Here is a 23,145-nt window from a genome sequence, read left to right on the forward strand (position 1 = left end):
GCATGCGCAGCGTTGTGGGCAAGCCGGCCTTCCTGGTCGGCATCGACCTGGGCACCACCAACACGGTGGTGGCGTATGCGGCGGCTGGCGATGCGCAGGCAGGTATCAAGCTGTTCGCCATCGAGCAGCTGCTCGCTCCCGGCGAAGTGGGCGCACGCCCCTTGCTGCCTTCCTTGCGCTACCACCGCGCTGCCGGCGAACTGGCGGCGGGCGATTTGCAGCTGCCATGGCCACAAGTCGAGACGGCGGGAGAAGAACAGCCGGTGCTGGGCGCCCTGGCGCGCCAGCTCGGCGCGCAAGTGCCGGGCCGCCTCGTTTCCAGCGCGAAGAGCTGGCTGTCGCACGCGAACGTGGACCGCCAGGCGCCCATCCTGCCCTGGGGCGCAGACGCCAACGTGGCCAAGGTGTCGCCCGTGGCGGCCAGCGCCAGCTATCTCGCTTATGTACGCGCCGCGTGGAATCACCGCTTTCCCGACGCGCCCCTGGAAGCCCAGGAACTGGTGCTGACCATCCCCGCCTCGTTCGACGAGGGTGCGCGCGCACTCACCCTGGAAGCGGCCCGCATGGCGGGCTTGCCCACGCTACGATTGGTGGAAGAACCGCAGGCGGCCTTTTATGATTATCTGCAGCGCCGGCGCGAAACGCTGCGCCTTGACCTGGCGCAAACGCGCCGCATCCTGGTCTGCGACGTGGGCGGCGGCACCACCGATTTCAGCCTGATCGACGTCGCCTTCGATGACGATGGCCAACCGCAGCTCACGCGCAGCAGCGTGGGCAACCATCTGATCCTCGGCGGCGACAATATGGACCTGGCGTTGGCCCACTTGGTGGAAACGCGCATGGCGGCAGGCGTCGAGGGCGGCATGAAGCTATCCGCCGCGCGCCTGTCCCAGCTGATGGAGCGCTGCCGCGCCGCCAAGGAATTGCTGCTTTCCAGCGATGCACCCGACAAGGCCAGCGTCACCCTGCTGGGCGCCGGCTCGCGCCTGATAGGCGCCAGCCGTTCCGCCGACATCACGCGCGAGGAAGTGGCGGCCATGGTGGTCGACGGCTTCTTCCCAAAAGTGGAACTCAGCGAGGTGGCCAGGAAGGGCCGCGCCGGCATCGTCGAATTCGGCCTGCCCTACGCGCAGGACGCGGCCATCACGCGCCACCTTGCCAGTTTCCTGCAGCAGCATGAAGGGGCACTGCCCGACACCCTGCTGCTGAATGGCGGCGTGTTCCGCGCCGACGCGCTGGCGCGCCGCCTGGCCGATACGCTGGCGCACTGGCGCGGCGCGCCGCTCACCATTCTGCACAACGACAATCCCGACGTGGCCGTGGCGCGTGGCGCCGTGGCCTACGCGCTGGCGCGGCGTGGCCAGGCGCCGCGCATCGGTGGTGGCTCTGCGCGCAGCTACTTCCTCGTGCTGGGCGAGGCGGGCAAGGAGCACCGCGCTGTCTGCATCCTGCCCCGTGGCAGTGCCAGCGGCGAAGAAATCCGCCTGAGGCAGCGCCTGTTCGCCCTGCGCCTGGGCCGGCCCGTGCGCTTTCACTTGGCGTCCTCGATCGCGGAAACGGGCACGCCACCCAAGCTGGGCGACATCGTCGACCTGGACGCTGGCGAGTATCTGCGCCTGCCGCCGCTGGCCAGCGTGCTGCACGATAAACACGATGCCAATGACAAGCGCGAAATCACCGTGCAGCTGGCCACCGTGATGACGGAATTAGGCACCCTGGAAGTGCATTGCGTGGCCGAAGCCGATGCCGGCCAGCGCTGGCTGCTGGAATTCCAGCTGCGTGGCGAAGAAGAAGCACACGCCGACACGTCCAGCGTGTCGCCACGCGTCAAAGACGCCATCGAGAAGATCGAGCGCATCTTCGGCGGCAAGGCGCAAAAGGTCGACACCAAAGAAGTGCGCCAGCTGCGCCAGCACCTGGAACGGGGGCTGGGCGGACGCGAAAGCTGGGATACGCCGCTGTTGCGCCAGCTGTTCGACGCCCTCCTGCTGCGCGCCCGTGGCCGGCGCCGCTCCGCCGAGCATGAGCGGGTCTGGCTGAACCTGGCCGGCTACTGTTTGCGGCCCGGCTACGGCGATGCGCTCGATCCATGGCGCATCGAACAGCTATGGGCCCTGTTCGACACGGGCGTGCAGCATCACAAGGATAACCAGGTGTGCGCCGAATGGTGGACGCTGTGGCGCAGGGTGGCCGGCGGCTTGAGCACGCAGCAGCAACTGCGCCTGCTCGACGACTTCGCCTTCAATCTGCAAGCCGATGCGGTCCAACGCGGCAGCCGCCCTATCACCCTGATCAACGGCAGCGACGACGACATGCTGCGCCTGGGCGCGTCGCTCGAGCGCATCCCCGGCGCCTACAAGGCGGAAGTGGGCGCCTGGCTGATCAAGCGTCTGCAGAAGGCTGATAAAAAGGGCGAAGCGGCGGATACGAATACCCTGTGGGCGCTGGCCAGAGTCGGCGCCCGCCAGCCCTTCCACGGCAGCGCGCACGAAGTGGTCGACAGCGCCAGCGTGGCAGAATGGCTGCACCTGCTGCTGGCGCTGGACTGGAAAAAGACCGAGCCGGCCGCCTTCGCCGCCGCCCACCTGGCGCGCATGACGGGCGACCGCTCGCGCGACATCGCCGATGAGCTACGGGCCACCATCCTGGCGCGCCTGAAAGCCGTCGGCGTCCCGCCCCTGTGGCAGGCGATGGTCAGCGAAGTCACGCAGCTGGACGAAACAGCTACCCGGCGTATGCTGGGCGAGGCACTGCCGCCGGGATTGAAACTGATAGTCTGATCGGCTTCAAACGCAACCCGTCCTCCAGCCCTACACCAGCGCCACCACCAGCAGCAGTACCGCCAGCGGCGCCTGCACCAGCACGATGCCGGGATGCGTGCGGCGCAGCTGGGCCCAGACGGACAGGCCCGGCACTTCCTCGTGCGGATGGTGGGCTTCGTCGCGCAGCGACATCGCGTGCAGGAACATGCCGGCGATCAGGGGGCCGGGATTGACCCACCAGCCTTGCTCGAGCAAGCCGCGCGACAGGTAGATGGCCATCGCGCCGATGACGAAGGGCGAGGCCCACACCAGCACCAGCATCAAGCGGATGCCATAGAATTCAGCCAGGGTACCCATGCGGTGCAGGCGGCTGAAATCGTGGTCTTCCATGCGTTCGTCGATGGCCAGTTCGGCGCGGCCATACAGGGTCCACAAGCCGCCGAACAGGCAGCCCAGCAGCACGCCGATGACGATATCGGCTACGAACACCGCATATTTGTTGACGTCGGCCGTGCCGATACCCAGCGACGTGTGGGCGGCCGCGTGCAGGTGCAGGCTGGCCTGCTCGCCTTCGGCCGTCGTATAACGGTCGCGCACATCGTAGGTGCTGCCGATATACACGACGTTCTTGCGCAGCGTCCCGGCAGCCACGCCGGCCTGGCCATCGATCAGTGTCACACGTGTGCGCGTAGGGTCCAGGAATTGCGACGCCATGGCGGCCGGGTGAAATGGCGCGGTGACGGCATTCTGTTCGGCCGCCGCCCTGGCATCGCCATGGATGACGGGTTCGAAGGCCCAGCGCGCCAGCTGCTTTTCACTGTCCGTGCGCCGGGCCAGCTGGCACACACGGTCGGCCAGCGCCAGCCCTTGCTTTTGCTCGGACAAGAGGGCCGGCATGGGCTGGCGCTGCTCTTGCGCGTCGGCGCCATGCGCCAGCTCGAAGGCGACGGCCGCCAGCACGGGGCTTTTCAGCTCGATGCGCGTGACGGCGCCCATGCGTTCGCGGATCTGCTGGCTGGCAAAATGCAGGCCGGCCGCGCAGCGCGCGCGTATCCACGCCAGGTTCGCGTTACGCTCCGATTGCTCGGGCAGGATCAGCACCAGTTGCCGGCCATCGGCGACCAGTTGGTCGAGCAGGCGGTCCAGCGGCCGCTCGCCCGGCTTGTGCTGTTCATACACGGCCGGCGCCAGGTCGAGATCGATGGCCAGCACCCTGCTACCGCGCGCGGCGGCGCTGGCGATCACTTGCTCCAGGCGTGAACGCTCCAGCGGTTCGCGTTCATCGAAGACCTGTTCAAACGCAGGCTGGTCGATCTCGATGATGCCGGGCCGGTAGGCGGCGCCCGGATCCTTGTCCCGCTTCAGCAGCTGCCCCTGCTCCGCGCTGACACGCAGCATGGCCGCATCGAGCCATTCGAGCACATGAAAACCTTCCAGCAGCAGCATCAGCGCGGCGATCAGACTGGCGCCGATCACGTGGTGCAGCAGATGCGTGCCCGTCAACTTGAAGGCCGAGCCAAGCTGGAAGACGGGCCACAGCAAGCGCCGCCAGAACGGCGGGCGCGGTTGGTGTGACTGGCTGGTGTCCACGGTGCATCCCCCTTGCGTACGCTGCATGAATTATTATTAGAGCAACAATTGATGACGAAAGGATAGTGTATTGCAGTTGTGGCCGTTCCGCCGCACGGCTGGCTGTCCAGCTTGCGTGACTTACCGCATGGCTTGAGACGAATGTCTCACAGCCGCACCATGCTGCAGCGCAGGATGCGCGGGCCGGCGCTTCGTGCTAAAAACGAAGGCGACTAACAAAACACCATAAAAACCCGGATAACGAGACACTGGAGAGCACCATGCCCTACGTCCGCCAGACCAGCCATATGGACCGCGTGCGCGACTTGATCGCCGGCAGGATTGTCAATCCAGGTGCCGACACGGCCAGGCTGGCCTCATCGTACCGGCGCTCGCTGAACAACTACCGGCTCGATCCCGCCTGCACCACGGGACCGCGCATCCTGACGGGCGCCGAACTGCGCGCCGTCCAGCAATCCGAGGAAGGCTTCCTGCGCTCCACGGGCCAGTGCCTGCCGCGCCTGCACGCCATGGTGCGCGAAGCGGGCTACTGCGTCATCCTCGCCAATGCGCGCGGCGTGACCATCGACTACGTGGTCGACACAGACCAGCGCAAGGACTTCAAGAAGGCGGGTCTGTATCCGGGTTCGTGCTGGTCGGAAGAGGAGGAAGGCACCTGCGGCATCGCCTCCGTGCTGCTCGACCAGGAAGCCATCACGGTGCACAAGACCGATCATTTTCGCGCCGCGTTCACGGGCCTCACGTGCAGCGCCGCGCCCATTTTTTCACCGCACGGCGATTTGATCGGCGTGCTCGATGCGTCGGCACTGAACTCGCCCGACGCGCGCGACAGCCAGCGTCTGGTCAAGCAGCTGGTGCGGCAAGGCGCGACCCTGATCGAGGACGGTTTTTTTCTCAAGTCCTACAGCCATTGCTGCATCTTGCTGGCGCACCGCAACCGCCACTTCGTGGAAGTGCAGCCAGAGGCGCTGCTGGCCATCGATGAACATGGCAACGTCGTCGCCGCCAACCGCTGCGCGCGCGACGTCATCGGGGGCCTCGATAGCCTGCCGCGCCCCGTCTCCGAGGTGCTGGAGGTGCGCGCCGAGCGGCTGTTCGACGCGCGCGCGGGGCACAATCTGCTGTCCCTGCGCCTGGCGGGCGGCAGCACCTGGCTGCACGCCCGCGTGCGCGCACCGCTGCGCCAGGCCAGCGCCCGCCCGCGCGCCACGCGCAAGACGGCCATCGCGGACGACGTGCTGGAATACACGCCGCCGGAGCTGGCCGAACGCACGCGCATCGTGCAAGCCATGAACGCCGCCAAATGGCGCCCGCTGCAGGCAGCTGCCATGCTGGGCATCTCGCGCGCCACGCTGTACCGGCGCCTCAAGCAGCTGCACATCGTGGCGCCGCACCGCCAGTAGCCCATCCGAAAAGCTGAGATTTCCGTCTCAAATTCAGCCATGCTGCGCTGCAGGATGCGGCGCCAGAACGCCGGTGTTACAACATCGTCAGCGGCAACACAGCCGCATCCCATCATAAAGTCAGCAGACTTGGAGGAGACACGATGCAAACCGATAGCAACCCGCACGACCTGGCCGTGGCCGGCATCCTGGAGCAGCTCGAAGGTGCCCTGCGCGCCAGCGACAGCACGGGCGCCGCGCAACTGTTCGAACAAGACGGCTACTGGCGCGACCTAGTGCTGTTTACCTGGAACCTGAAAACCCTGGAAGGCCGCGAGCAGATCGCCGCCATGCTGGCCGCCCAACTGGGCGCCGTGCAGCCAGTTTCCCTCCGCATCGCCGACGGCGAGCACGCCAGCGTAGCCGGCGGCGTGCTGCAAAGCTGGATCACGGTGGAAACGAACGTGGCGCGCGGCGTGGGCTTCCTCCGCATCCGCGATGGCAATATCTGGACCCTGCTCACCACCATGAGCGAATTGAAAGGCTTTGAAGAAGCCAAGGGCGGGCGCCGTCCCATGGGCGCCGAGCATGGCGCACGCACGGACCGCAGCAGCTGGCTGGAAAACCGCGAGCAGGCGGCCAGGGAACTGGGCTACGCGCGCCAGCCCTATTGCGTCATCATCGGCGGCGGCCAGGGCGGCATCGCGCTGGGTGCGCGTTTGCGCCAGCTCAATGTCCCCACCATCATCATCGAGAAAAATGCGCGCCCCGGCGACAGCTGGCGCAAACGCTATAAATCGCTGTGCCTGCACGACCCCGTCTGGTACGACCACATGCCCTACATCCCCTTCCCGGACAACTGGCCCGTCTTCACGCCCAAGGACAAGGTCGGCGACTGGCTGGAAATGTACACCAAGGTGATGGAACTCAATTACTGGGGTTCGACATCATGCGAATCGGCCAGCTTCGACGCCACCACGGGTGAGTGGACGGTGCAGGTGCTGCGCGACGGCCAGGCCATCACCCTGAAGCCGAAGCAGCTGGTGCTGGCCACGGGCATGTCGGGCAAGCCGAACATGCCCAAGTTCCAAGGCATGGACGTGTTCCAAGGCGAGCAGCAACACTCGTCGCAGCATCCGGGGCCGGACGCTTACGTGGGCAAGAAAGTGGTGGTGGTCGGCGCGAACAATTCCGCGCACGATATCTGCGCCGCCCTGTGGGAAGCGGGCGTGGACGTGACCATGGTGCAGCGTTCGTCGACGCACATCGTCAAGTCCGACTCGCTGATGGACCTGGCGCTGGGCGACCTGTATTCGGAACGGGCGCTGGCGGCTGGCATGACGACGGCCAAGGCCGACCTCACGTTCGCCTCGATGCCATACAAGATCCTGGCCGATTTCCAGAAGCCCGTCTTCAAGGCCATCCGCGAGCGCGACGCGGATTTCTATGCGCGCCTGGAAGCACGGGGCTTCATGCTCGATTTCGGCGACGACGATTCCGGCCTGTTCATGAAGTACCTGCGCCGCGGCTCCGGCTACTACATCGACGTGGGCGCCTCCGAGCTGGTCGCCGATGGCAAGATCAAGCTGAAAAGCGGTGTCGGCGTGCAGGAGCTGAAAGCCCATTCCATCGTGCTGTCCGACGGCACGGAACTGCCGGCCGACCTGGTGGTCTACGCCACCGGCTACGGCTCCATGAATGGCTGGGCGGCCGACCTGATCTCGCCCGAGGTGGCAAACAAGGTGGGCAAGGTATGGGGACTGGGGTCCGCCACGACGAAGGACCCGGGTCCGTGGGAGGGCGAGCAGCGCAATATGTGGAAACCCACGCAGCAGCAAGCCTTGTGGTTCCACGGCGGTAACCTGCACCAGTCGCGCCACTACTCGCAATACCTGTCGCTGCAGCTGAAGGCGCGCATGGAGGGACTCGATACGCCCGTGTATGGACAGCAGCAGGTGCATCACCTTTCCTGAGCCACTGTGTAGAGACGAAAAAAATGGCGGCGGACTTCGGTCCGCCGCCATTTTTCATCCTGCAGCCAAGCATATTATTGTTTGATGGCTTCGATCGCGAACGTCAAGGTCACATCATCGCTGACGGCTGGCGCATATTTGCCGGCGTTGAATTCCGAGCGTTTGATCTTGGCCGTGGCGTTGGCGCCGCAAGCGTCTTTCTTCAGCATCGGGTGCGGTGCGCAGGCGAACGAGGTGACGGTCAGGGTGACTGGCTTGGTCACGCCTTTCAGGGTCAGGTTGCCGTCCACGGACGCCAGCTTGTCGCCGTCGAAATTGAACTTGGTCGATTTGTAGGTCGCGACCGGAAACTTGGCCGTATCGAGGAAATCTTCACCCTGGATGTGCGAGTTGAACAGGGTTGAACCCGTGTCGACGGACTTGGTGTCGATCAGCACTTCGACGGCGCCCGTCTTGGCGGCGCGGTCCAGCGTGACCTTGCCGGTGGTGTTATTGAAACGGCTTTGCTGCGTCGAGAAACCCATGTGGGTGTACTCGAAACGGGGGAAAGTGTGGCTACCATCGATGATATAGACTTCAGGAGCGGCGACGGCGGACAGCGAGAAGCCGGCGGCGGCGATAAAAGCGAGCAGTTTTTTCATTGTAAATTCCTGATTGGGAGTGGAGGATGTCAAAACCGCATGCAGCTGCAGGCGAACGGCGCATGCGGCTGATTGTCTGGCTTCAGTTGCAACAGATTATGCATGGCATGAAGATCGATGTAAAACGGAAAATATGCCTAGTTAGTATCGATAAAATCGATACTAAGGACCATACTGGCCGCGACAGCGCCTTCTGCTGCCGATTATTGTCTGCATTGCCAAAAATATCCAGCCTTATCCTGTGCCTCAGATAATACATCAAATGAGAATGATTCTTGTTATTATTCTGTGCGATGGTTATCATCGCGGCCCTGGCGGGCATGCAGCGCCGCCTTGATTCCTCCATAATAGCGCTGAAAACAGAGCAGAAAAACATGACGGCCACCCGCCACGCTATGAACACCATGCACGCGCACTCCACCACCAAGCAGCCCCGCAGCCAGGGCCTGCCAGCCGGCACCTTCGCCTGATGCAGGAGCCGCACACCCAGCCCCCGCTGCGCGAAGCGCACGGCATGCGCCTGCGTCGCTGGGCCTGGACCGCCGCCGGCGCCTTGATGGTGCTGCTGGCGATCATCGGCGCCATGCTGCCCGTCATGCCGACGACGATTTTCCTGATCCTCGCCCTGGCCTGCTTCAGCCGCGCCTCGCCACGCCTCGAGCACTGGCTGCTGCAGCATCCCCGCTTCGGCCCGTCGCTGCGCCAGTGGCGCGCACACCGTGCCGTCTCGCGGCGTGGCAAGGCCATGGCTTGCCTGGGCATGACCATCGGCTTTGTCGCCATGTGCCTGGGCCATCCGCCGTGGTGGGTCATCGCCATGGTGGGCGCGATGGAAATCGCCGTCCTCAGCTACCTGTTGCGCCGTCCCGAAGGCCCTGCCGCCACCGAGGCAGAATCTGCCCGCGAAGACGGTAATAGCGGGCAGTAGTCTGCCATTCCTGTGTCAAAAAAACGGCAATTCAGCCGAACTGCACCTAAAAACATCGGGTCGAGGCCACGGGGCGCGTCGAACTTTTCACCAAGATGCGGCTCTGCCACGCCTGTCCGCACGATTAAATTCGGCAAGAACTGCGCTTTCCCGCTTTTTCAACTAAAAAACAGTCGCATAGACATTATTTGCATATTCAAAGCAAGATTCTGTCGTAGGAGTAATAACAAGATCGGAGGTATACTACGTAACCGACGTAACAGGCCGGGCGATTTGGCCCCTGCAAGCAAGCCTGTCACGGTCCAAAAAAAAAAGGAAACACTGCATGACCACACCACACCGTACGCCGGTAATTCGCATCGACGGCGCGAACAAGACCTTCGCGCTGCCCAAGGGCGAACAATTCCACGCGGTCAAATCGGTCACGCTGGAAGTCTATCCCGGTGATATTTTCGGCCTGATCGGCAAGAGTGGCGCCGGCAAATCGACCTTGCTGCGCCTGATTAACCTGCTCGAGCGTCCCGACAGCGGCAGCATTACCGTGGCCGGGCGCGAACTGACCCGCCTGGGCAAGAGCGAATTGCGCGACGCGCGCCAGAACATCGGCATGATTTTCCAGCAATTCAATTTGCTGCAAAACGCCAGCGTCTTCGACAACGTCGCCTTCCCCTTGAAAATCCATGGCACGACCAAGGGCGAGCAAATCGCCGCCCGCGTCGAGGAATGCCTGGCGCTGGTGGGCTTGTCCGACAAGCTGCACAGCTATCCGGCGCAATTGTCCGGCGGGCAGAAACAGCGCGTGGCGATTGCCCGCGCCCTGGCCAGCCATCCCGACGTGCTGCTGTGCGACGAGCCGACGTCCGCCCTGGACGCGGAAACCACGCGCGCCCTGCTCGACACTTTGCGCGACATCAATGCGCGCCTGGGCGTGACCATCGTCATCGTCAGCCATGAGCTGTCGGTGCTGGGCGCCATCTGCAACCGCGTGGCCGTCGTGGAAAACGGCGCCATCGCCGAACAATTCGATTTGAGCGACACGGCCACCCCGCGCAAGACGGCGCTGGGACGCGAGCTGGCGTATTACGGCACCGAGGCGTTTGAAGCCACCGCATGGAAGGATGCAACACATGTTTGAAGAATCGATCAATAACGTCATCAATCTGCTGCCGGAAATCTGGGTGGCGCTGGGCCAGACCATGACGATGCTGGGCATCGGCTTGACGGCCGCCATCCTGATCGGCGGCCCGCTGGGCATAGTGCTGTTCCTCGTCTCGGAAGGCCAGTCGCTGGAAAACCGACCGCTGTCGACGATTTTGGGCTGGCTGGTGAATGCCGTGCGCAGTTTCCCCTTCATCATTTTGCTGGTCGCCCTGACGCCGTTTACGCACATCATCGCAGGCACCTCGATCGGCCCGCTGGCAGCTGCCGTGCCGCTGTCGTTTGCCGCCATTCCCTACCTGGCGCGCCTGGTGGAACAGAACCTGCGCGAAGTGCCGCGCGGCGTGATCGAGGCGGCGCATGCCATGGGCGCCTCGGAAATGCAGATCATTTTCCGCGTGCTGCTGGTCGAAGCGCGCTCCGGCCTGGTGCTGGCGCTGACCGTGCTGTCGATCAGCTTCCTGTCGTATTCGGCCGTGGCCGGCGTGGTGGGCGGCGGCGGCATCGGCGACCTGGCCATCCGCTACGGCTACTACCGCTTCGAGACGGACATCATGGTCGTCACCGTGGCCATCCTGATCGTGCTGGTGCAAACCATCCAGTTCGCCGGCACGCGCATCGCCAAGCGCCTCGACAAACGTTAATTCATATTCAGAAACAAGGACCTACATGAACCACCTTCGCCGCACCCTGCTCCTGGCCGCCGCCAGCCTGGCCTTCGCCACCGCCGCCCACGCCAAGGACCCGAAAGAACTCGTCATCGGCACCAGCTCCGGCCCGTATTCCGACCAGCTGAAGCTGGGCATCAAGCCGATCCTGGAAAAACAGGGCTACAAGGTCAAGATCGTCGAATTCAATGACTACGTGCAGCCAAACTACGCGCTGGCCGAAGGCTCGCTGGACGCCAACGTGTTCCAGCACATCGTCTACCTGACCAAGTTCGCCACCGATAACAAGCTGCCATTGAGCCCATTGATCACCGTGCCGACCATGCCGATCGGCCTGTACGGCGGCAAGCAAAAAACGCTGGCCGAAGTGAAGAACGGCGCCACCATCACCATGCCGAACGACCCGACCAACCAGGCGCGCGCGCTGGTCATGCTGGCCAAGATGGGCTGGATCAAGCTGAAACCGAACGTCGACCCGCTGCGCGCTTCCGAGCGCGACGTGCTGGAAAACCCGAAGAAGCTGAAACTGGTGCCGCTGGAAGCGGCGCAGCTGCCACGGTCGCTGGCGGACGCCGACTACGCCTTCGTCAACGGCAACTTCGCCCTGGCCGCCGGCATGAAGCTGACGTCGGCCCTGAGCGTGGAAAAAATCTCGGCCAGCTACATCAACCTGGTGGCCATCCGCACGGCCGACAAGGCCAAGCCATGGGTGAAAGACCTGGAAGCGGCCTACCGCTCGCGGGCCTTCCTCGACGCGACGAACAAATACCTGGCCGGCTACGAAAAAACGGACTACCAGCTGGCGCTGGAAAAGACGCTGAAAAAATAAGCGCAAGCAAAGCGCTGCACGCAAAAAGACGGCCAGGTTCACACCTGGCCGTCTTTTTTATTCTGCGCGCCACTCTGGCGCCATCACTGCTTAGAAGCGGTAACCGACACCGACGCCGATCAAGACAGGATCGATCTTGACTTCGCTGATCTTGGCGCCAGCGGCCAGTACGTCGCTGCGGATCTGTACTTTCTTGATGTCGAAGTTCAAGGACCAGTTTTTATCCAGCTTGTAATCGACACCGGCTTGCAGCGAGTAACCCCAGCTATCATGCTCGAGGCGGCCGGCGCCGTTCAGCAATTTCACGTCGGAGATATTCGTGTAGTTGATGCCTGCACCCACGTAAGGGCTGAACTGTTTTTCAGGCATGAAGTGGTATTGCAGCGACAGGGTCGGTGGCAAATGCTTGAACGTGCCGATCTTCGTACCGGACAAGGTGACGTCATGCTTTTGCGGGTAGGTCAGGATCAGCTCGGCAGCGATATTCGGGGTGAAGAAGTACGAAATATCGATTTCAGGAATCGTCTTGCTGCTGACGTGAATCAAGTCGGATGCGCCGACGCCACCCACAGGAGCAGATTTATTGGCCGGATCGATATGCACGGCGCGCGCACGGACCAGCCATGGGCTTTCCTGTGCCATGGCATTGCCGGCGAATGCGCCGATGGCGGCCAGGACGATTGCTGCTGCAGTTGCGGACGTTTTCATTATGTTTTCCTCTGTCGTTAAGTAACGCTGCGAAGTCTATGAGTGCAGTGCAACAAAAACTTTGATCCACATCAAATAGTGCTAGATGGCATCATTAGAGGGATTTTTTTCTTTATCCAGGTCAAGAAAATGCGGCATTGCAGCGTGACCACTCGCATTGCCCCGGTTTCTCCGGCGGCCAGCCCGCCGCGCCATGCGGACCCCAGTTGCCCGCCACGCAATCGCCACTTGCGCCAACGTCACTGGATTGCCTCCTGCCCGCACAGCATACTATGTCCGGTTCGCACATGAGAATAGTAATGATTATCATTTGCGATATAATGGCGTACCTCGCTCAGCGACTACAAAAAGGAATGGGAGACATGGATATATTGAGGGAACTGCGTGAATCGGGCTTGAAAGTGACCATCCCCCGCTTGCGGATTCTGCAGCTGTTTCAAGAAGGCACGATCAAGCACCTGAGTGCGGACGATGTCTACAAACTCTTGCTGACTGAAAAAATCGACGTGGGTCTGGCCACCATCTATCGCGTGCTGATGCAGTTTGCCGAAGCGGGCATCCTGTTTCGTCGGCATTTCGAATCGGGCCATGCCGTCTTCGAACTGAATGAAGGCCAGCACCACGACCACCTGGTGTGCACGGGTTGCGGCAAGGTCGATGAATTCGTCGATGAAGGTATCGAACTGCGCCAGAATGAAATCGCCACCGAGCGGGGCTTCGTGCTGCACGAGCACGCGCTGTCGCTATACGGCACCTGCGCCGAGTGCACGGCGAAGAAAATTCCGCCGCGCCGGGCCTGAAGGCGCCTGGGCCGCCTGGGCGCCAGTGCCTTGGGGTAAGATTCGCTCAAGCTTGAGAAAGGATCACCATGTACATCGGAGAAATCGCCCGCCTGGCGGGCACCTCGCCCAAGGCCTTGCGCCACTATGAAACGCTGGGCTTGCTGGGCGACGTGCGCCGTTCCGGCGCCTATCGCGTCTACACACAGCAAGACCTGGCGCAAGTCAGACTGATACGCCAGGCGCAGGCCCTGGGCTTCCGCCTGGCAGAACTACTGCCCATCCTGGCCGGCGACGATACGGACTGGGCCTCCTTGTCCCGGCACATCGCCGCCAAGCGCGCGCAAGTGCAGCAAGATATCGCCCGCCTGCGCCAGCTCGACGCGCAGCTGGCCGCTATCGACACGGAAATCGGTGACTGCCTGGCGCGCCAGCACCTTCCAGCGGCCGCTTGACTCTGCCACTAGGGGCAGGCTTTAGCATGCAAGCTGTTCTTTAATAGAAAGCCTGCATCATGAGCAAGACGACAACCAAGCGCATTTTAATCCTCCTGGGCCACCCGTCCAGCGACAGCTTTTGCGCCGCCCTGGCCGAGGGCTACGCCGCCACGGCCCGCAGCGCAGGCCACAGCGTGCGCGAACTGCGCCTGGGCCAGCTGGACTTCGACCCCATCCTGCACGAAGGCTACCGCCAGGTGCAGCCGCTGGAAGCGGACTTGCTGGCGGCGCAGGAAGCCATCAGCTGGGCCGAACACCTGGTGTTCGCCTACCCCATCTGGTGGGGCGGCGCGCCAGCCCTGCTGAAGGGCTTTGTCGACCGCGTCTTCCTGCCTGGCTACGCCTTCAAGTACCGTCCGGGCAAGGCTTTCCCCGCGCAGCTGCTGAAGGGCCGCACGGCGCAGCTGCTGGTGACGATGGATACGCCGCCGTGGTATTTCCGCTGGGTCTACCGCATGCCCGGCATCCACCAGCTGCGCAAGACGACGCTGGAATTTTGCGGTATCAAGCCCGTCAAGGTGGCCAGTTTCGGCCCCATCTTGAATTCCACCGAGCCGCAGCGCGCGCGCTGGCTGGCACAGGCGCAGGCGCTGGCCCGGCGCCTGTAAGTCCGGCAACGGCTTGCCATGCAGCCATCTTGCATACGGTTTTGACAAGCTGGTAATCAAGCCGTCATATTCCAGGGCTACCATGATGATATTGCCTGTTTGTCAGTCGCCTTGCCGTCGCGACAACAAAGGTCCGACCTCCATGTAAAGGTAGCCGCTGTGGAGTTCAACGCTTCTCGATTGCATCTTCCCCGTTATCGCACGTCCGTGGCGCTTGATCTGTGCATACCCACGGAATCGGTGCAGGCCGACGCCAGCAATTTCGCCGTGCTGGAACTGTTCACGGAACGGCGCGACATGATGAGCCTGCCCGTCACGGAACAGCAAAAGCCCATCGGCTTGATCAGCCGCAACATCTTCATGTCGCAGATGTCCAAGCCCTTCTACCACGAGGTGTACGGCAAGAAGAGTTGCATCGCCTTCATGGACAAGGAACCGCTGATCGTCGACGGCGCCATGAGCATCGAAGACCTCACCTTCCGCGCCGTGGACGCGGGCGAAAAGGCGCTGGCCGACGGCTTCATCATCACCGAGGATGGCGCGCTGGCCGGCGTGGGCTTCGGCTTGCAGCTGATGAACGTGGTGGCCACCATGCAGGCGGAAAAGAACCGGCAAATCATGCACAGCATCGATTACGCCAGCGTGATCCAGCGCGCCCTGCTGCGCACCTCGGATGCGGAATTGCGCGCCACCCTGCCCGACGCCCACCTGGAATGGCAACCGCGCGACGTGGTCGGCGGCGATTTTTACTTCTTCGAGCGCCACGCAGGCGGCTGGTTTGCCGCCATCGCCGATTGCACCGGCCACGGCGTGCCGGGTGCCTTCATGACCCTGATCGCCTCGTCGGCCCTGAGCCAGGCCTTGCGCGAACTGGGGCCGCGCGACCCGGCCGCCCTGATCGGCGCCGTCAGCCGCGCCATCAAGAACTTGCTGGGCCAGGATGCCGGCAGCGGCGAGGCCACCGGCCATGCCGGCTCGAACGACGGCATGGATTGCGCCTTTCTGTGCTACGACGAGGCCAGCGCCAGCCTGCGTTTCGCGGGGGCGAAACTGGCTCTGCACGTGGTGGCACCAGGCGAAGAGGCCGTGCGCGCCATCGATGGCGCGCGCATGGGCGTGGGCTATGTCGACACGCCGGCCAACTACTGCTGGCACAACGAAACGCTGGCCACACCCGCCGGCAGCCTGCTGTTCATCACCACCGACGGCTTGCTCGACCAGATCGGCGGCGCGCGCGACATCGCCTATGGCAAGCGGCGCATGCGCGAGCAGCTGCTGGCGCAGCGCGGCGCGCCCGCCGGTGACGTGGCGGCAGCGCTGCTGCAGGATAGCGCCGCCTGGCAGGGAGCGCAGCCGCGCCGCGACGACCTGACCTTTTTCTGTTTCCGCCTGTAGTTGGGCGCCATCGAGCCACCTTATCAACAAGAAACCGGGTCACCGGCTAGCCAGGAGCACGAACGTGCTGTACGAAGAATTCAACGAGTTTTGGAATGTGGCGCGCAAGCGCAACATCATCTTTTTTTACGTGGGCTATTTCTCGCAGCACGTGGTCAGCGCCATTTCCGAAACCGTCAAGGCGCGCCTCGATACGGCCGGCGCAGCCGGGCCCACGCGGCGGCGCATCTTTTCCTCGTTCATCGAGATGTCGCAAAACATCATGCATTATTCCGCCGACAGCCTGACGACCGATGCGCAGCTTGACCAGCAGATGCGGCGCGGCTCGTTTTGCATCGGCACGCGCGGCGACAGCTTTTTTCTGCTGTGCGCCAACCCCGTCTCGACCGACAACGTGGCGCAGATCCGCGCCCGCCTGGAGCCGCTGCACAGCATGACGATGGAAGAAATCCGCCTCGCCTACAAGAAGGCCCTGCGCGAGGAAGCGCCGGCCGACAGCAAGGGGGCGGGCCTGGGTTTTCTCACCATGGCGCGCGACGCCAGCGAGCCGCTCGAATTCGAATTCGTCCAGGATCCCCAGGAGCCGGGCCACACGATCTTCTGCATCAAAGCCATCATTTGAAAGAGCCGACTCAGGAAAGCATATGCAATTACCGTCACCACTGTTCATCGCCGCGACCCCGAGTTCGCCCGAAATCGACTTCCGTTTCGCGCAGCACACCCTGTCGATCAAGGGCGAGTCGTATCCGGAAAACGCGGCCGCCTTCTATGGCCCGCTGATCGCCGCCGTGCGTGCCTACCTGGACGCCTGCCGCGAGAGCGCCATCACCGTCAACGTCTCGCTGGCCTACTTCAACAGCTCCAGCACGAAGATGCTGTTTACCCTGTTCGACACCCTGAACCAGGCGGCCGTGGAGGGTAACCAGGTACGCCTGAACTGGTATCACGACGAGGATGACGACACCATCCTGGAATTCGGCCAGGAGCTGCAACAGGATTTCACCGCATTGGATTTCTGCGACCATCCCGTGCAGGGCAACTAGGCCATGCGCGCAGCCATCTCCGAGGCAGGACTGGAAGCCGACCTGTTCACCGTGGAAGCGGCGGCGCTAGCCGCCGCGCGGCGCATGCACGCCGACGTCCATGCCAGCGGCGAAGCGCAGCGCCGCGTGCTCGGTGAACTGATCAATCACTACGAACGGCTGATGCGCGAGACGCGGCGCCTGATCGGCCGCAGCGACCGCGCCGAGCGCGACATGCATTTGCTGAACCGCCAACTACAAGCCCTGGCCGGCCAGCTCGAATACCGCGCCACGCACGATCCGCTGACGGGTGCCCTGAATCGCGGCGCCGTGATCGAGCATGCCTCGCGCTGCCTGGCGCAGGGCGACATGGCCCTGATCGTGCTCGACATCGACCTGTTCAAGCAGGTCAACGACGATTTCGGCCACCCCGCCGGCGACGGCGTGATCCAGGCCGTGGTCGACTGCCTGAAGGGCTTATTAGGACAGGAAACGGCCATCGGCCGGGTCGGCGGCGAAGAGTTTTCCGTGGTCTGGCCCACCTCTTCGCGCGACGACGCGGCAACAGTGGCGCAGCGCATCTGCGAGAGCGTCGGCCGCCAGCGCCATTCGGCACCCATCACGCGTCCCATCACCGTCAGCGTGGGCCTGAGCTGGAACCGCGCCGGCACGGCCTTCGAGACGGCCTACAGCCATGCCGACCAGGCCCTGTACCAGGCCAAACGCGATGGACGCAACTGCGTGCGCCAGTGGCTGGAAAGCTGAAGCGGGGGGAGCTAGCGGCTACGCTCGCGCGCCATGCTGCCGTCGCGACGCATGGCGGCTGCGGCGCGTTGCATGGCCGCCACCTGCGCCTCGGGTACCTTGAGGTTACAGGCCAGGTAAGTCTGCACGCGATTAAAGGTCAGCAGCGGCTCCACTTTGCCCTCCCACTCCTTGCCGGCAAACGGCTTGCTGCCCACCGCCATGCCCACGGCCCACAGATCGATGCGCCCGAGCAACAGTTTTTGCGGATTGAGCCACTCCTGCGTCACGGGCGCCACGCTCAGGCCATGCTGGCGCAGGTAGTCGTCGCGCGCGTCGCCCAGCACCGTGCCGATCACCAGGCCGCGCGCATCGGCTAGCGTGCGCAGCGTCAGATGGCGTTCGGCCAGGCCATACAGTATCCACTCCGCTTCGTTGAGGGGGCCGATCCAGCGAAATTGCGCTTCGCGCTCTTGCGTGCGGCTGGTGGAAAAGATGCAGGTGTCAGCCTCGCGCAGCGCCTGCGCATACGCGCGCTTCCACGGCAGTAATTCGATACTGTAGGCAATACCGGCGCGCCCCATGATGTCGCGCACCTTCGTCGTTTCGCGCCCGATGACGACATTGCCTTCCATCATGCTCGATGGCGGCAAGTGCTCGCCAACGATGCGCAGGCCTGCCGCTGCGGCCAGCGCCGGCATCAGCAGCGCCACTGCCAGCAGCCATGCCATGCTTGCTTGTTTCATGCTTGCTTTCATCTGCTACAGGGGAGTCAAGCCGATGTTACCATCGGCCCGCGCCAGCATCGCTGCATATTATCAATTACAACATTTATTTTCCGCAACGTGGCAACAGGCCAACGCCGGGACGATCACCATGCAGGGAGAAGGGAAGAATAACTGGCGGAAAACAGTAGGAGTCGAACCTACGGGAGAACGTCTGACGCCCTCCACCGGGTTTGAAGCCCGGCCACATCACCGGATGCGTGTGCTTTCCGCGGTGCCTGAGCTAGCTGTTGGGCAAAGCTGCACTATAGGACCACAGCGCTTGCGGGCGCAATAGATGCCCATTGCCAACACGGCGAGTATAACCGACGCGGTCAAAGAATTCCAAGACCTGGATCGCCCGCTTGCGGCCCAGACCGCTGGCGTCGCGGAAGGTGGCGGCACCCACGGCGCCATTACCGGGCGGTAGACCTTCATCCTGTCCGGCTTTTTCGGCCAGACTGCGCACCAGTTGCGCCAGCTCGGCCAGCGCCGCCTGGTGATAAAACAGGTCGTGCACGACCTGGCTGATCTGCCCTGCCTTGGCAAGTTTGCGCAACAGCCGGCGCGTTTCGTCCTCGGCCAGGCCGGAGTCGCGCGCCAGGTCGCGCGTCCACGGCGGATCGAAGCGCCCCTGCAGCAAGGCTGCCAGCAAGGGCTCGGCCAGCGCATGCTCCTGCGGCGTCAGTTCCACGCTGTGCGTCGGCAGATGCAGACTGGCGCCGCGCGCCAGCACCCTGCCCTGCGCCAGCAAGCCTTCGACCAGGTGGCTCCACAAGGCGTCTTCCATCTCGGCGTCGACGATGCGCTTCAGGCGCCACAGTTCCGGCCCCGCTTCATCGGGCGCGCGCGCGTGGAAGACAGCCAGGGCGGCCAACACACACTGTACCAGTGCCGCCTGGGCCGCTGGCGCCAGCAACAGGGCATCGCCACCGCGCAGGGCGATGCGCCGCGTGTCGGGCGGCAACGCCAGGGCGTCTGCCGGCAACAGCGACAGACGCACCAGCAGCGACTCGCGCAAACCCAGCGGGCTTTGCGCCAGCAGGGCCGCATAGTCGCCCTGCGCGACAAAGGCCGCCAGGGCGTCCAGCCAGGCAAGCCTGGCCGGGCTGCGGCGCTTGCGCGCGGGGCCGAACGGGTCGAGCACCATGCCGCCGCCCACCGTTTGCGTCGCCTGCGCATTGCGCACGACGAAGCGGTCGCCGGGCACGGCGTGCATGGGCGTCTCGAACACCAGTTGCACCCTGCCCGTCTGCCCCGGCGACAAAGTCTCGCCATCGACCATGACGGCGCGCGCCAGCTGGTGCGCCGCGCCCAAATGCACGTGCAGCGGCGACCAGGCTTTCAGTTGCACGCCGGCGTCGGGCAGCAGGGTCAGTTCCACATCGAGGCGCTCCGAGCATTGCGCCAGTGTCGGCGCGACGATCCAGTTGCCCCGCTCGATGCGTTCGCGGTCGATGCCGGCCAGGTTCAGCGCCAGGCGCTGGCCCGCCATGCCCGTCTCGGCCGCGCGGTTCTGCGCATGGATGCTGCGCACGCGCGCCGGCGCGCCGCCGGGCGCCAGCTGCAGCATGTCACCCACCTGCGCGCGGCCCGCCAGCGCCGTACCGGTGACGATGGTGCCCTGCCCCGACAAGGTGAACACGCGGTCCACGCCCAGGCGAAACAAGCGCCGTTCATCGCGCTGCGGCAGGCTGCGCGACACCTGCGTCAGGTGCGCCAGCAAGGCTGCCACGCCGGCATCGTTGTCGCGGCTGGCGGCCGTGAGGAAGATGGGACTGCCCGCCAGCGGCGTGGCGGCCAGCAGCGCCTCGATCTCAAGCTCCACCTGCGCCACGCGGGCGCCGTCGGCGCGGTCGATCTTGGTCAGCGCCACGGCGCCCCGCGCCACGCCCAGCAGCTGCAAAATGGCCAGGTGTTCGCGCGTCTGCGGCATGATGCCATCGTCGGCCGCCACCACCAGCAGGGCAAAGTCGATGCCCGTCACGCCGGACGCCATGGTGCGGATGAATTTTTCGTGGCCCGGCACGTCGATTACGCCCAGCACCGTGCCGTCTGCCAGCGGCAGATAGGCGTAACCGAGTTCAATCGAAATGCCGCGCGCCTGCTCTTCCTTCAGGCGGTCGGTGTGCACGCCCGTCAGCGCGCGCGTGAGCGTCGTCTTGCCATGGTCGATATGGCCTGCCGTGCCGACGATCATGCGCTCAACTCGTCGAGCTGTGCGATGAAGGCTGTTTCGTGCGCCGCTTCCAGGCAGCGCAAGTCCAGCCACAAGGCATCTTGCCCGATGCGCCCGATCACGGGACACGACAAGGCGCGCAGGCGCTGCTCCAGGGCGCCCAATGGATTGCTCAGGCGCGAGCCGGGGGCGCTGCAGATGGCCAGGCCAAAGCTGGGCAACTCGTCGACGGGCAAGGCGCCGCTGCCGATCTGACTTTGCATCGCTTCGGCCGTGACCACATAAGCGGCACCGAGCACGCCCTGCAGCTGCGGCAGCAGGGTTTGCGCCTGCGCGCGCATGGCGCAAGCGGGGCGCGTCAGCAAACGCAAGGTGGTCAGGCGCTCGGCCAGCAATTCCGGCGCGCGGTACAGCTGCAGCACCGGGGCCAAAGCAGCCAAGGTCAGTTTACCCACGCGCAGCGCGCGTTTCAATGGGTTGCGCTTGATCTTCGCGATCAGGTCGGCGCGCCCGACGATGACGCCGCATTGCGGCCCGCCCAGCAATTTATCGCCGCTGAAGGTCACCAGGTCGGCGCCCGCTGCTATGGTTTCGCGCACCGTCGTTTCGTGCGGCAGCCCGTATTGCGCCAGATCAAGCAATGTACCGCTGCCCAGGTCCACCGCCGTCGGCACGCCGTGTTTTGCCGCCAGCGGCACCAGTTCGTCGAGTTCCACGCTTTTCGTGAAGCCCGTGATCGCGTAATTGCTGCAATGCACCTTCATCAACAGACTGGTGTGCTCATTGATGCCATTGGCGTAATCGGCCAGGTGCGTGCGGTTGGTGCTGCCCACTTCGCGCAGCACGGCGCCCGCGCGCGTCATCACGTCGGGGATGCGAAAGGCGCCGCCGATTTCCACCAGTTCCCCGCGCGAGACGATCACCTCTTTATTCTGCGCCAGGGTATTGAGCATCAGCAGCACGGCGGCCGCATTGTTGTTGACGATGGTGGCCGCTTCGGCTCCCGTCAATTCGCGCAGCAATTCCTCGACCAGGTCGTCGCGGTCGCCCCGCTTGCCCGTTTCCAGGTCGAATTCCAGGTTCATCGGCCACTGCAGCGCTTCCACCACGGCTTGCACGGCGGCGTCGGGCAGCAGTGCGCGGCCCAAATTCGTATGCAACACGGTGCCCGTCAGGTTGAACACGGCGCGCAGCTGCGGGCGCGCTTGCGCCTGCAGGCGTTCGGCCATGTGCGCGACGATGGCGGCAATCGAGGCCCCCTCTTCGCACACGGCTTCGGCCAGCAAGGCCGCGCGCAGTTCGGCCAGCAGCGTGCGCGCACAGGCCAGCGTCTGCACGCGGCCGTATTGCGCAATCAGGTCCAGGCAAACCGCGTCGCCCAGTATGCGATCTACCGATGGCAGGCGCACGGTTTGCCCGGTCGTCATGCTGGCTGTTCTTCCGCTGCGCCGTCGCTTTTTCCGAGCCACAGCAGCGGATTGCCGCTGGCGCGCTGGTAGCCCGCTTCGCCCACCAGCAGGTCGAGCATCAGGCTGGCCAGGTCGTCGGCCAGCGGTTCGACGTTGTAATCGTGTTCCTGGTTGAAGACCTTGCGGTAGGTATGGCAGTCGTCGCAGGTTTCCGCGCGCGCCACTTTTTTAGGATCATTCGCCTTGTTGGGCAATATGTCGTCCTTCGCCGTCACGGGGTCGAACGGCGCAGCCTCGGCCGCATCCAGGCCCTGGTAGGCGATCTTGCCATTCTGTTCGCAGGTCGAGCACTTCACGCGCACCATATGCCATTCGCTTTCGCAGATGCCGCAGTGCAGGTAGCGATAGCCCTGCGACTGGCCGCCGATACGGATCACGCTGGCGACAGGGTGCGAACCGCAGACGGGGCACAGAGTGCCCGTTTCCAGGTCCGGCACGCGCGCGGCGCGCAGTGCGCTAGCCGACACCGACCACAGGATTTGCAGCGCGGCCGCGACAAACGGCGCATGCATGGGATTGAGGTTGTCGCCGTTTTCATCGAGCACGGCATCGGCGCAGGCATCGAGCGCTGGCGCGTCGAGCGCGCGCAACTGGGCCAGCACCTGCGTCAGGCCGCCCGATAATGCCGGCTGACTGGCCGCCGTGGCCGCCAGTTCATCGAGCAGGCTGGCAAAGATGTCGCGCCAGACGGGCGGACGGGCGCCGCTGACGGGCAGCACGGGCATGCGGTGCTGGATGGCGCGGCGCAGCGCGTCGGGGTCGGCGGCAGGCACGGCGCCGGGTGCCAGTTTCCCCACCACGGCGGCCTGCGCATCGGCCAGCGCGGCCATCAGCACCAGGTAGCCCTGCATGCCCGCATCGACGGGGATGCCCTTGATCTTGCCTTGCGCCAATTCGCGCAAGCGCAAGGCGCGCGCCTTGAACAGGCTGTCAGGCTGCGCCAGCAGCAGGCGCGGAATCGCGTTGTGGTCCAGGCCTTCGATTTCGCCTGGCTGAAGAATGCGTTGTACCAATGGAGTTCCCATCAAAAAGGGGATGTAAAAGTATTT

22 protein-coding genes and 1 tRNA gene are annotated in these 23,145 nt (G+C 64.2%); 15 read left to right on the forward strand and 8 right to left on the reverse strand.

What is annotated here, in order from left to right; all coding sequences use genetic code 11:
• Positions 1-2 precede the first annotated feature (2 nt).
• Entirely contained in the window at positions 3-2,780 is a 2,778-nt protein-coding gene (locus tag CSZ94_RS01170) for an Hsp70 family protein (protein WP_102119812.1), read from the forward strand.
• A gap of 30 nt (positions 2,781-2,810) precedes the next feature.
• On the opposite strand, the gene CSZ94_RS01175 is transcribed toward CSZ94_RS01170, so the two are convergent.
• Entirely contained in the window at positions 2,811-4,379 is a 1,569-nt protein-coding gene (locus tag CSZ94_RS01175) for a CHASE2 domain-containing protein (protein ID WP_102119813.1), read from the reverse strand.
• A gap of 233 nt (positions 4,380-4,612) precedes the next feature.
• On the opposite strand from CSZ94_RS01175, the gene CSZ94_RS01180 reads away from it, so the two are divergent.
• Both CSZ94_RS01180 and CSZ94_RS01185 read left to right on the forward strand, forming a co-directional pair.
• Entirely contained in the window at positions 4,613-5,755 is a 1,143-nt protein-coding gene (locus tag CSZ94_RS01180; protein WP_102119814.1) for a sigma-54-dependent Fis family transcriptional regulator, read from the forward strand.
• A 143-nt stretch (positions 5,756-5,898) separates the two neighbouring features.
• Entirely contained in the window at positions 5,899-7,707 is a 1,809-nt protein-coding gene (locus tag CSZ94_RS01185) for an NAD(P)/FAD-dependent oxidoreductase (RefSeq protein ID WP_102119815.1), read from the forward strand.
• A 74-nt stretch (positions 7,708-7,781) separates the two neighbouring features.
• Here the strand turns inward: CSZ94_RS01185 and CSZ94_RS01190 are convergent, their stop codons facing one another.
• Positions 7,782-8,348 (reverse strand): YceI family protein, encoded by a 567-nt coding sequence (locus tag CSZ94_RS01190; protein WP_102119816.1) that lies wholly within the window; start codon positions 8,346-8,348, stop codon positions 7,782-7,784.
• Positions 8,349-8,623: 275 nt separating this feature from the next.
• Here CSZ94_RS01190 and CSZ94_RS27485 point away from each other — a divergent pair, with 275 nt between their 5' ends.
• The 5 genes from CSZ94_RS27485 to CSZ94_RS01215 all read left to right on the forward strand — a co-directional run bounded on the left by CSZ94_RS27485 (position 8,624) and on the right by CSZ94_RS01215 (position 11,931).
• Positions 8,624-8,818 carry a hypothetical protein gene (locus tag CSZ94_RS27485; RefSeq protein ID WP_146009706.1) on the forward strand — a complete coding sequence of 65 codons (195 nt, stop codon included), beginning with the start codon at positions 8,624-8,626 and terminating at the stop codon, positions 8,816-8,818.
• Positions 8,818-9,276 carry a YbaN family protein gene (locus CSZ94_RS01200; protein WP_258000712.1) on the forward strand — a complete coding sequence of 153 codons (459 nt, stop codon included), beginning with the start codon at positions 8,818-8,820 and terminating at the stop codon, positions 9,274-9,276. Before CSZ94_RS27485 ends, CSZ94_RS01200 begins: the two co-directional genes overlap by 1 nt.
• Before the next feature lie 325 nt (positions 9,277-9,601).
• Positions 9,602-10,411 carry a methionine ABC transporter ATP-binding protein gene (locus CSZ94_RS01205; RefSeq protein WP_102119818.1) on the forward strand — a complete coding sequence of 270 codons (810 nt, stop codon included), beginning with the start codon at positions 9,602-9,604 and terminating at the stop codon, positions 10,409-10,411.
• Complete coding sequence (locus tag CSZ94_RS01210) at positions 10,404-11,078, forward strand: methionine ABC transporter permease (RefSeq protein WP_102119819.1); 675 nt, start codon at positions 10,404-10,406, stop codon at positions 11,076-11,078. The genes CSZ94_RS01205 and CSZ94_RS01210 overlap by 8 nt, the downstream gene beginning before the upstream one ends.
• 25 nt (positions 11,079-11,103) lie before the next feature.
• On the forward strand, positions 11,104-11,931 hold the full coding sequence (locus CSZ94_RS01215; RefSeq protein WP_102119820.1) for a MetQ/NlpA family ABC transporter substrate-binding protein: 828 nt from the start codon (positions 11,104-11,106) through the stop codon (positions 11,929-11,931).
• 90 nt (positions 11,932-12,021) lie between these two features.
• Here the strand turns inward: CSZ94_RS01215 and CSZ94_RS01220 are convergent, their stop codons facing one another.
• Positions 12,022-12,639, reverse strand: a complete 618-nt coding sequence (locus CSZ94_RS01220; RefSeq protein WP_102119821.1) for an OmpW/AlkL family protein — start codon at positions 12,637-12,639, stop codon at positions 12,022-12,024.
• A 362-nt stretch (positions 12,640-13,001) separates the two neighbouring features.
• Between CSZ94_RS01220 and fur the strand changes: the two genes are divergently transcribed.
• The 7 genes from fur (at position 13,002) to CSZ94_RS01255 (ending at position 17,705) form a co-directional block, all read left to right on the forward strand.
• Positions 13,002-13,439 (forward strand): ferric iron uptake transcriptional regulator, encoded by a 438-nt coding sequence (gene fur / locus CSZ94_RS01225; RefSeq protein WP_102119822.1) that lies wholly within the window; start codon positions 13,002-13,004, stop codon positions 13,437-13,439.
• A gap of 68 nt (positions 13,440-13,507) precedes the next feature.
• Positions 13,508-13,873, forward strand: coding sequence for a MerR family transcriptional regulator (locus tag CSZ94_RS01230; protein ID WP_102119823.1), 366 nt, complete (start codon positions 13,508-13,510; stop codon positions 13,871-13,873).
• A gap of 59 nt (positions 13,874-13,932) precedes the next feature.
• Entirely contained in the window at positions 13,933-14,523 is a 591-nt protein-coding gene (locus CSZ94_RS01235) for an NAD(P)H-dependent oxidoreductase (protein ID WP_102119824.1), read from the forward strand.
• A gap of 180 nt (positions 14,524-14,703) precedes the next feature.
• Entirely contained in the window at positions 14,704-15,918 is a 1,215-nt protein-coding gene (locus CSZ94_RS01240; RefSeq protein WP_219725955.1) for a SpoIIE family protein phosphatase, read from the forward strand.
• A 64-nt stretch (positions 15,919-15,982) separates the two neighbouring features.
• Positions 15,983-16,540: a SiaB family protein kinase gene (locus CSZ94_RS01245; protein ID WP_102119825.1), complete on the forward strand. Its 558-nt coding sequence runs from the start codon at positions 15,983-15,985 to the stop codon at positions 16,538-16,540.
• Positions 16,541-16,562: 22 nt separating this feature from the next.
• Positions 16,563-16,961: a DUF1987 domain-containing protein gene (locus CSZ94_RS01250; RefSeq protein ID WP_102119826.1), complete on the forward strand. Its 399-nt coding sequence runs from the start codon at positions 16,563-16,565 to the stop codon at positions 16,959-16,961.
• Between the two features lie 3 nt (positions 16,962-16,964).
• Positions 16,965-17,705 (forward strand): GGDEF domain-containing protein, encoded by a 741-nt coding sequence (locus CSZ94_RS01255; protein ID WP_102119827.1) that lies wholly within the window; start codon positions 16,965-16,967, stop codon positions 17,703-17,705.
• Between the two features lie 11 nt (positions 17,706-17,716).
• Here CSZ94_RS01255 and CSZ94_RS01260 read toward each other — a convergent pair whose 3' ends face one another.
• The 5 genes from CSZ94_RS01260 to fdhE all read right to left on the reverse strand — a co-directional run bounded on the left by CSZ94_RS01260 (position 17,717) and on the right by fdhE (position 23,121).
• The gene (locus CSZ94_RS01260; protein ID WP_258000714.1) at positions 17,717-18,430 is read right to left on the reverse strand and encodes a substrate-binding periplasmic protein; all 714 of its coding nucleotides are present in this window, start codon (positions 18,428-18,430) and stop codon (positions 17,717-17,719) included.
• A 154-nt stretch (positions 18,431-18,584) separates the two neighbouring features.
• Positions 18,585-18,680, reverse strand: a tRNA-Sec gene (locus CSZ94_RS01265).
• A 12-nt stretch (positions 18,681-18,692) separates the two neighbouring features.
• Positions 18,693-20,648 carry a selenocysteine-specific translation elongation factor gene (gene selB / locus CSZ94_RS01270; RefSeq protein WP_102119828.1) on the reverse strand — a complete coding sequence of 652 codons (1,956 nt, stop codon included), beginning with the start codon at positions 20,646-20,648 and terminating at the stop codon, positions 18,693-18,695.
• A complete protein-coding gene (gene selA, locus CSZ94_RS01275; RefSeq protein ID WP_102119829.1) occupies positions 20,645-22,054 on the reverse strand; it encodes an L-seryl-tRNA(Sec) selenium transferase in 1,410 nt (469 codons plus the stop codon). Before selA ends, selB begins: the two co-directional genes overlap by 4 nt.
• A complete protein-coding gene (gene fdhE, locus CSZ94_RS01280; RefSeq protein WP_180977314.1) occupies positions 22,051-23,121 on the reverse strand; it encodes a formate dehydrogenase accessory protein FdhE in 1,071 nt (356 codons plus the stop codon). Before fdhE ends, selA begins: the two co-directional genes overlap by 4 nt.
• Between the last annotated feature and the right edge of the window lie 24 nt (positions 23,122-23,145).

The sequence above is a fragment of the Janthinobacterium sp. ROICE36 genome (assembly GCF_002869965.1).
In the GTDB taxonomy this organism is placed as follows: domain Bacteria; phylum Pseudomonadota; class Gammaproteobacteria; order Burkholderiales; family Burkholderiaceae_D; genus Janthinobacterium.

Excerpts from the sequence above, each read along its gene's own strand:
- CSZ94_RS01190 (WP_102119816.1), bottom strand. The coding sequence starts at position 8,348 with ATGAAAAAACTGCTCGCTTTTATCGCCGCCGCCGGCTTCTCGCTGTCC.
- selA (WP_102119829.1), bottom strand. The coding sequence starts at position 22,054 with ATGACGACCGGGCAAACCGTGCGCCTGCCATCGGTAGATCGCATACTG.
- CSZ94_RS01230 (WP_102119823.1), top strand. The coding sequence starts at position 13,508 with ATGTACATCGGAGAAATCGCCCGCCTGGCGGGCACCTCGCCCAAGGCC.
- CSZ94_RS01185 (WP_102119815.1), top strand. The coding sequence starts at position 5,899 with ATGCAAACCGATAGCAACCCGCACGACCTGGCCGTGGCCGGCATCCTG.
- selB (WP_102119828.1), bottom strand. The coding sequence starts at position 20,648 with ATGATCGTCGGCACGGCAGGCCATATCGACCATGGCAAGACGACGCTC.
- fur (WP_102119822.1), top strand. The coding sequence starts at position 13,002 with ATGGATATATTGAGGGAACTGCGTGAATCGGGCTTGAAAGTGACCATC.
- CSZ94_RS01260 (WP_258000714.1), bottom strand. The coding sequence starts at position 18,430 with ATGAAACAAGCAAGCATGGCATGGCTGCTGGCAGTGGCGCTGCTGATG.
- CSZ94_RS01170 (WP_102119812.1), top strand. The coding sequence starts at position 3 with ATGCGCAGCGTTGTGGGCAAGCCGGCCTTCCTGGTCGGCATCGACCTG.
- CSZ94_RS01210 (WP_102119819.1), top strand. The coding sequence starts at position 10,404 with ATGTTTGAAGAATCGATCAATAACGTCATCAATCTGCTGCCGGAAATC.
- fdhE (WP_180977314.1), bottom strand. The coding sequence starts at position 23,121 with ATGGGAACTCCATTGGTACAACGCATTCTTCAGCCAGGCGAAATCGAA.
- CSZ94_RS01200 (WP_258000712.1), top strand. The coding sequence starts at position 8,818 with ATGCAGGAGCCGCACACCCAGCCCCCGCTGCGCGAAGCGCACGGCATG.
- CSZ94_RS01175 (WP_102119813.1), bottom strand. The coding sequence starts at position 4,379 with ATGCAGCGTACGCAAGGGGGATGCACCGTGGACACCAGCCAGTCACAC.
- CSZ94_RS01255 (WP_102119827.1), top strand. The coding sequence starts at position 16,965 with ATGCGCGCAGCCATCTCCGAGGCAGGACTGGAAGCCGACCTGTTCACC.
- CSZ94_RS01220 (WP_102119821.1), bottom strand. The coding sequence starts at position 12,639 with ATGAAAACGTCCGCAACTGCAGCAGCAATCGTCCTGGCCGCCATCGGC.
- CSZ94_RS01180 (WP_102119814.1), top strand. The coding sequence starts at position 4,613 with ATGCCCTACGTCCGCCAGACCAGCCATATGGACCGCGTGCGCGACTTG.
- CSZ94_RS01235 (WP_102119824.1), top strand. The coding sequence starts at position 13,933 with ATGAGCAAGACGACAACCAAGCGCATTTTAATCCTCCTGGGCCACCCG.
- CSZ94_RS01205 (WP_102119818.1), top strand. The coding sequence starts at position 9,602 with ATGACCACACCACACCGTACGCCGGTAATTCGCATCGACGGCGCGAAC.
- CSZ94_RS01250 (WP_102119826.1), top strand. The coding sequence starts at position 16,563 with ATGCAATTACCGTCACCACTGTTCATCGCCGCGACCCCGAGTTCGCCC.
- CSZ94_RS01215 (WP_102119820.1), top strand. The coding sequence starts at position 11,104 with ATGAACCACCTTCGCCGCACCCTGCTCCTGGCCGCCGCCAGCCTGGCC.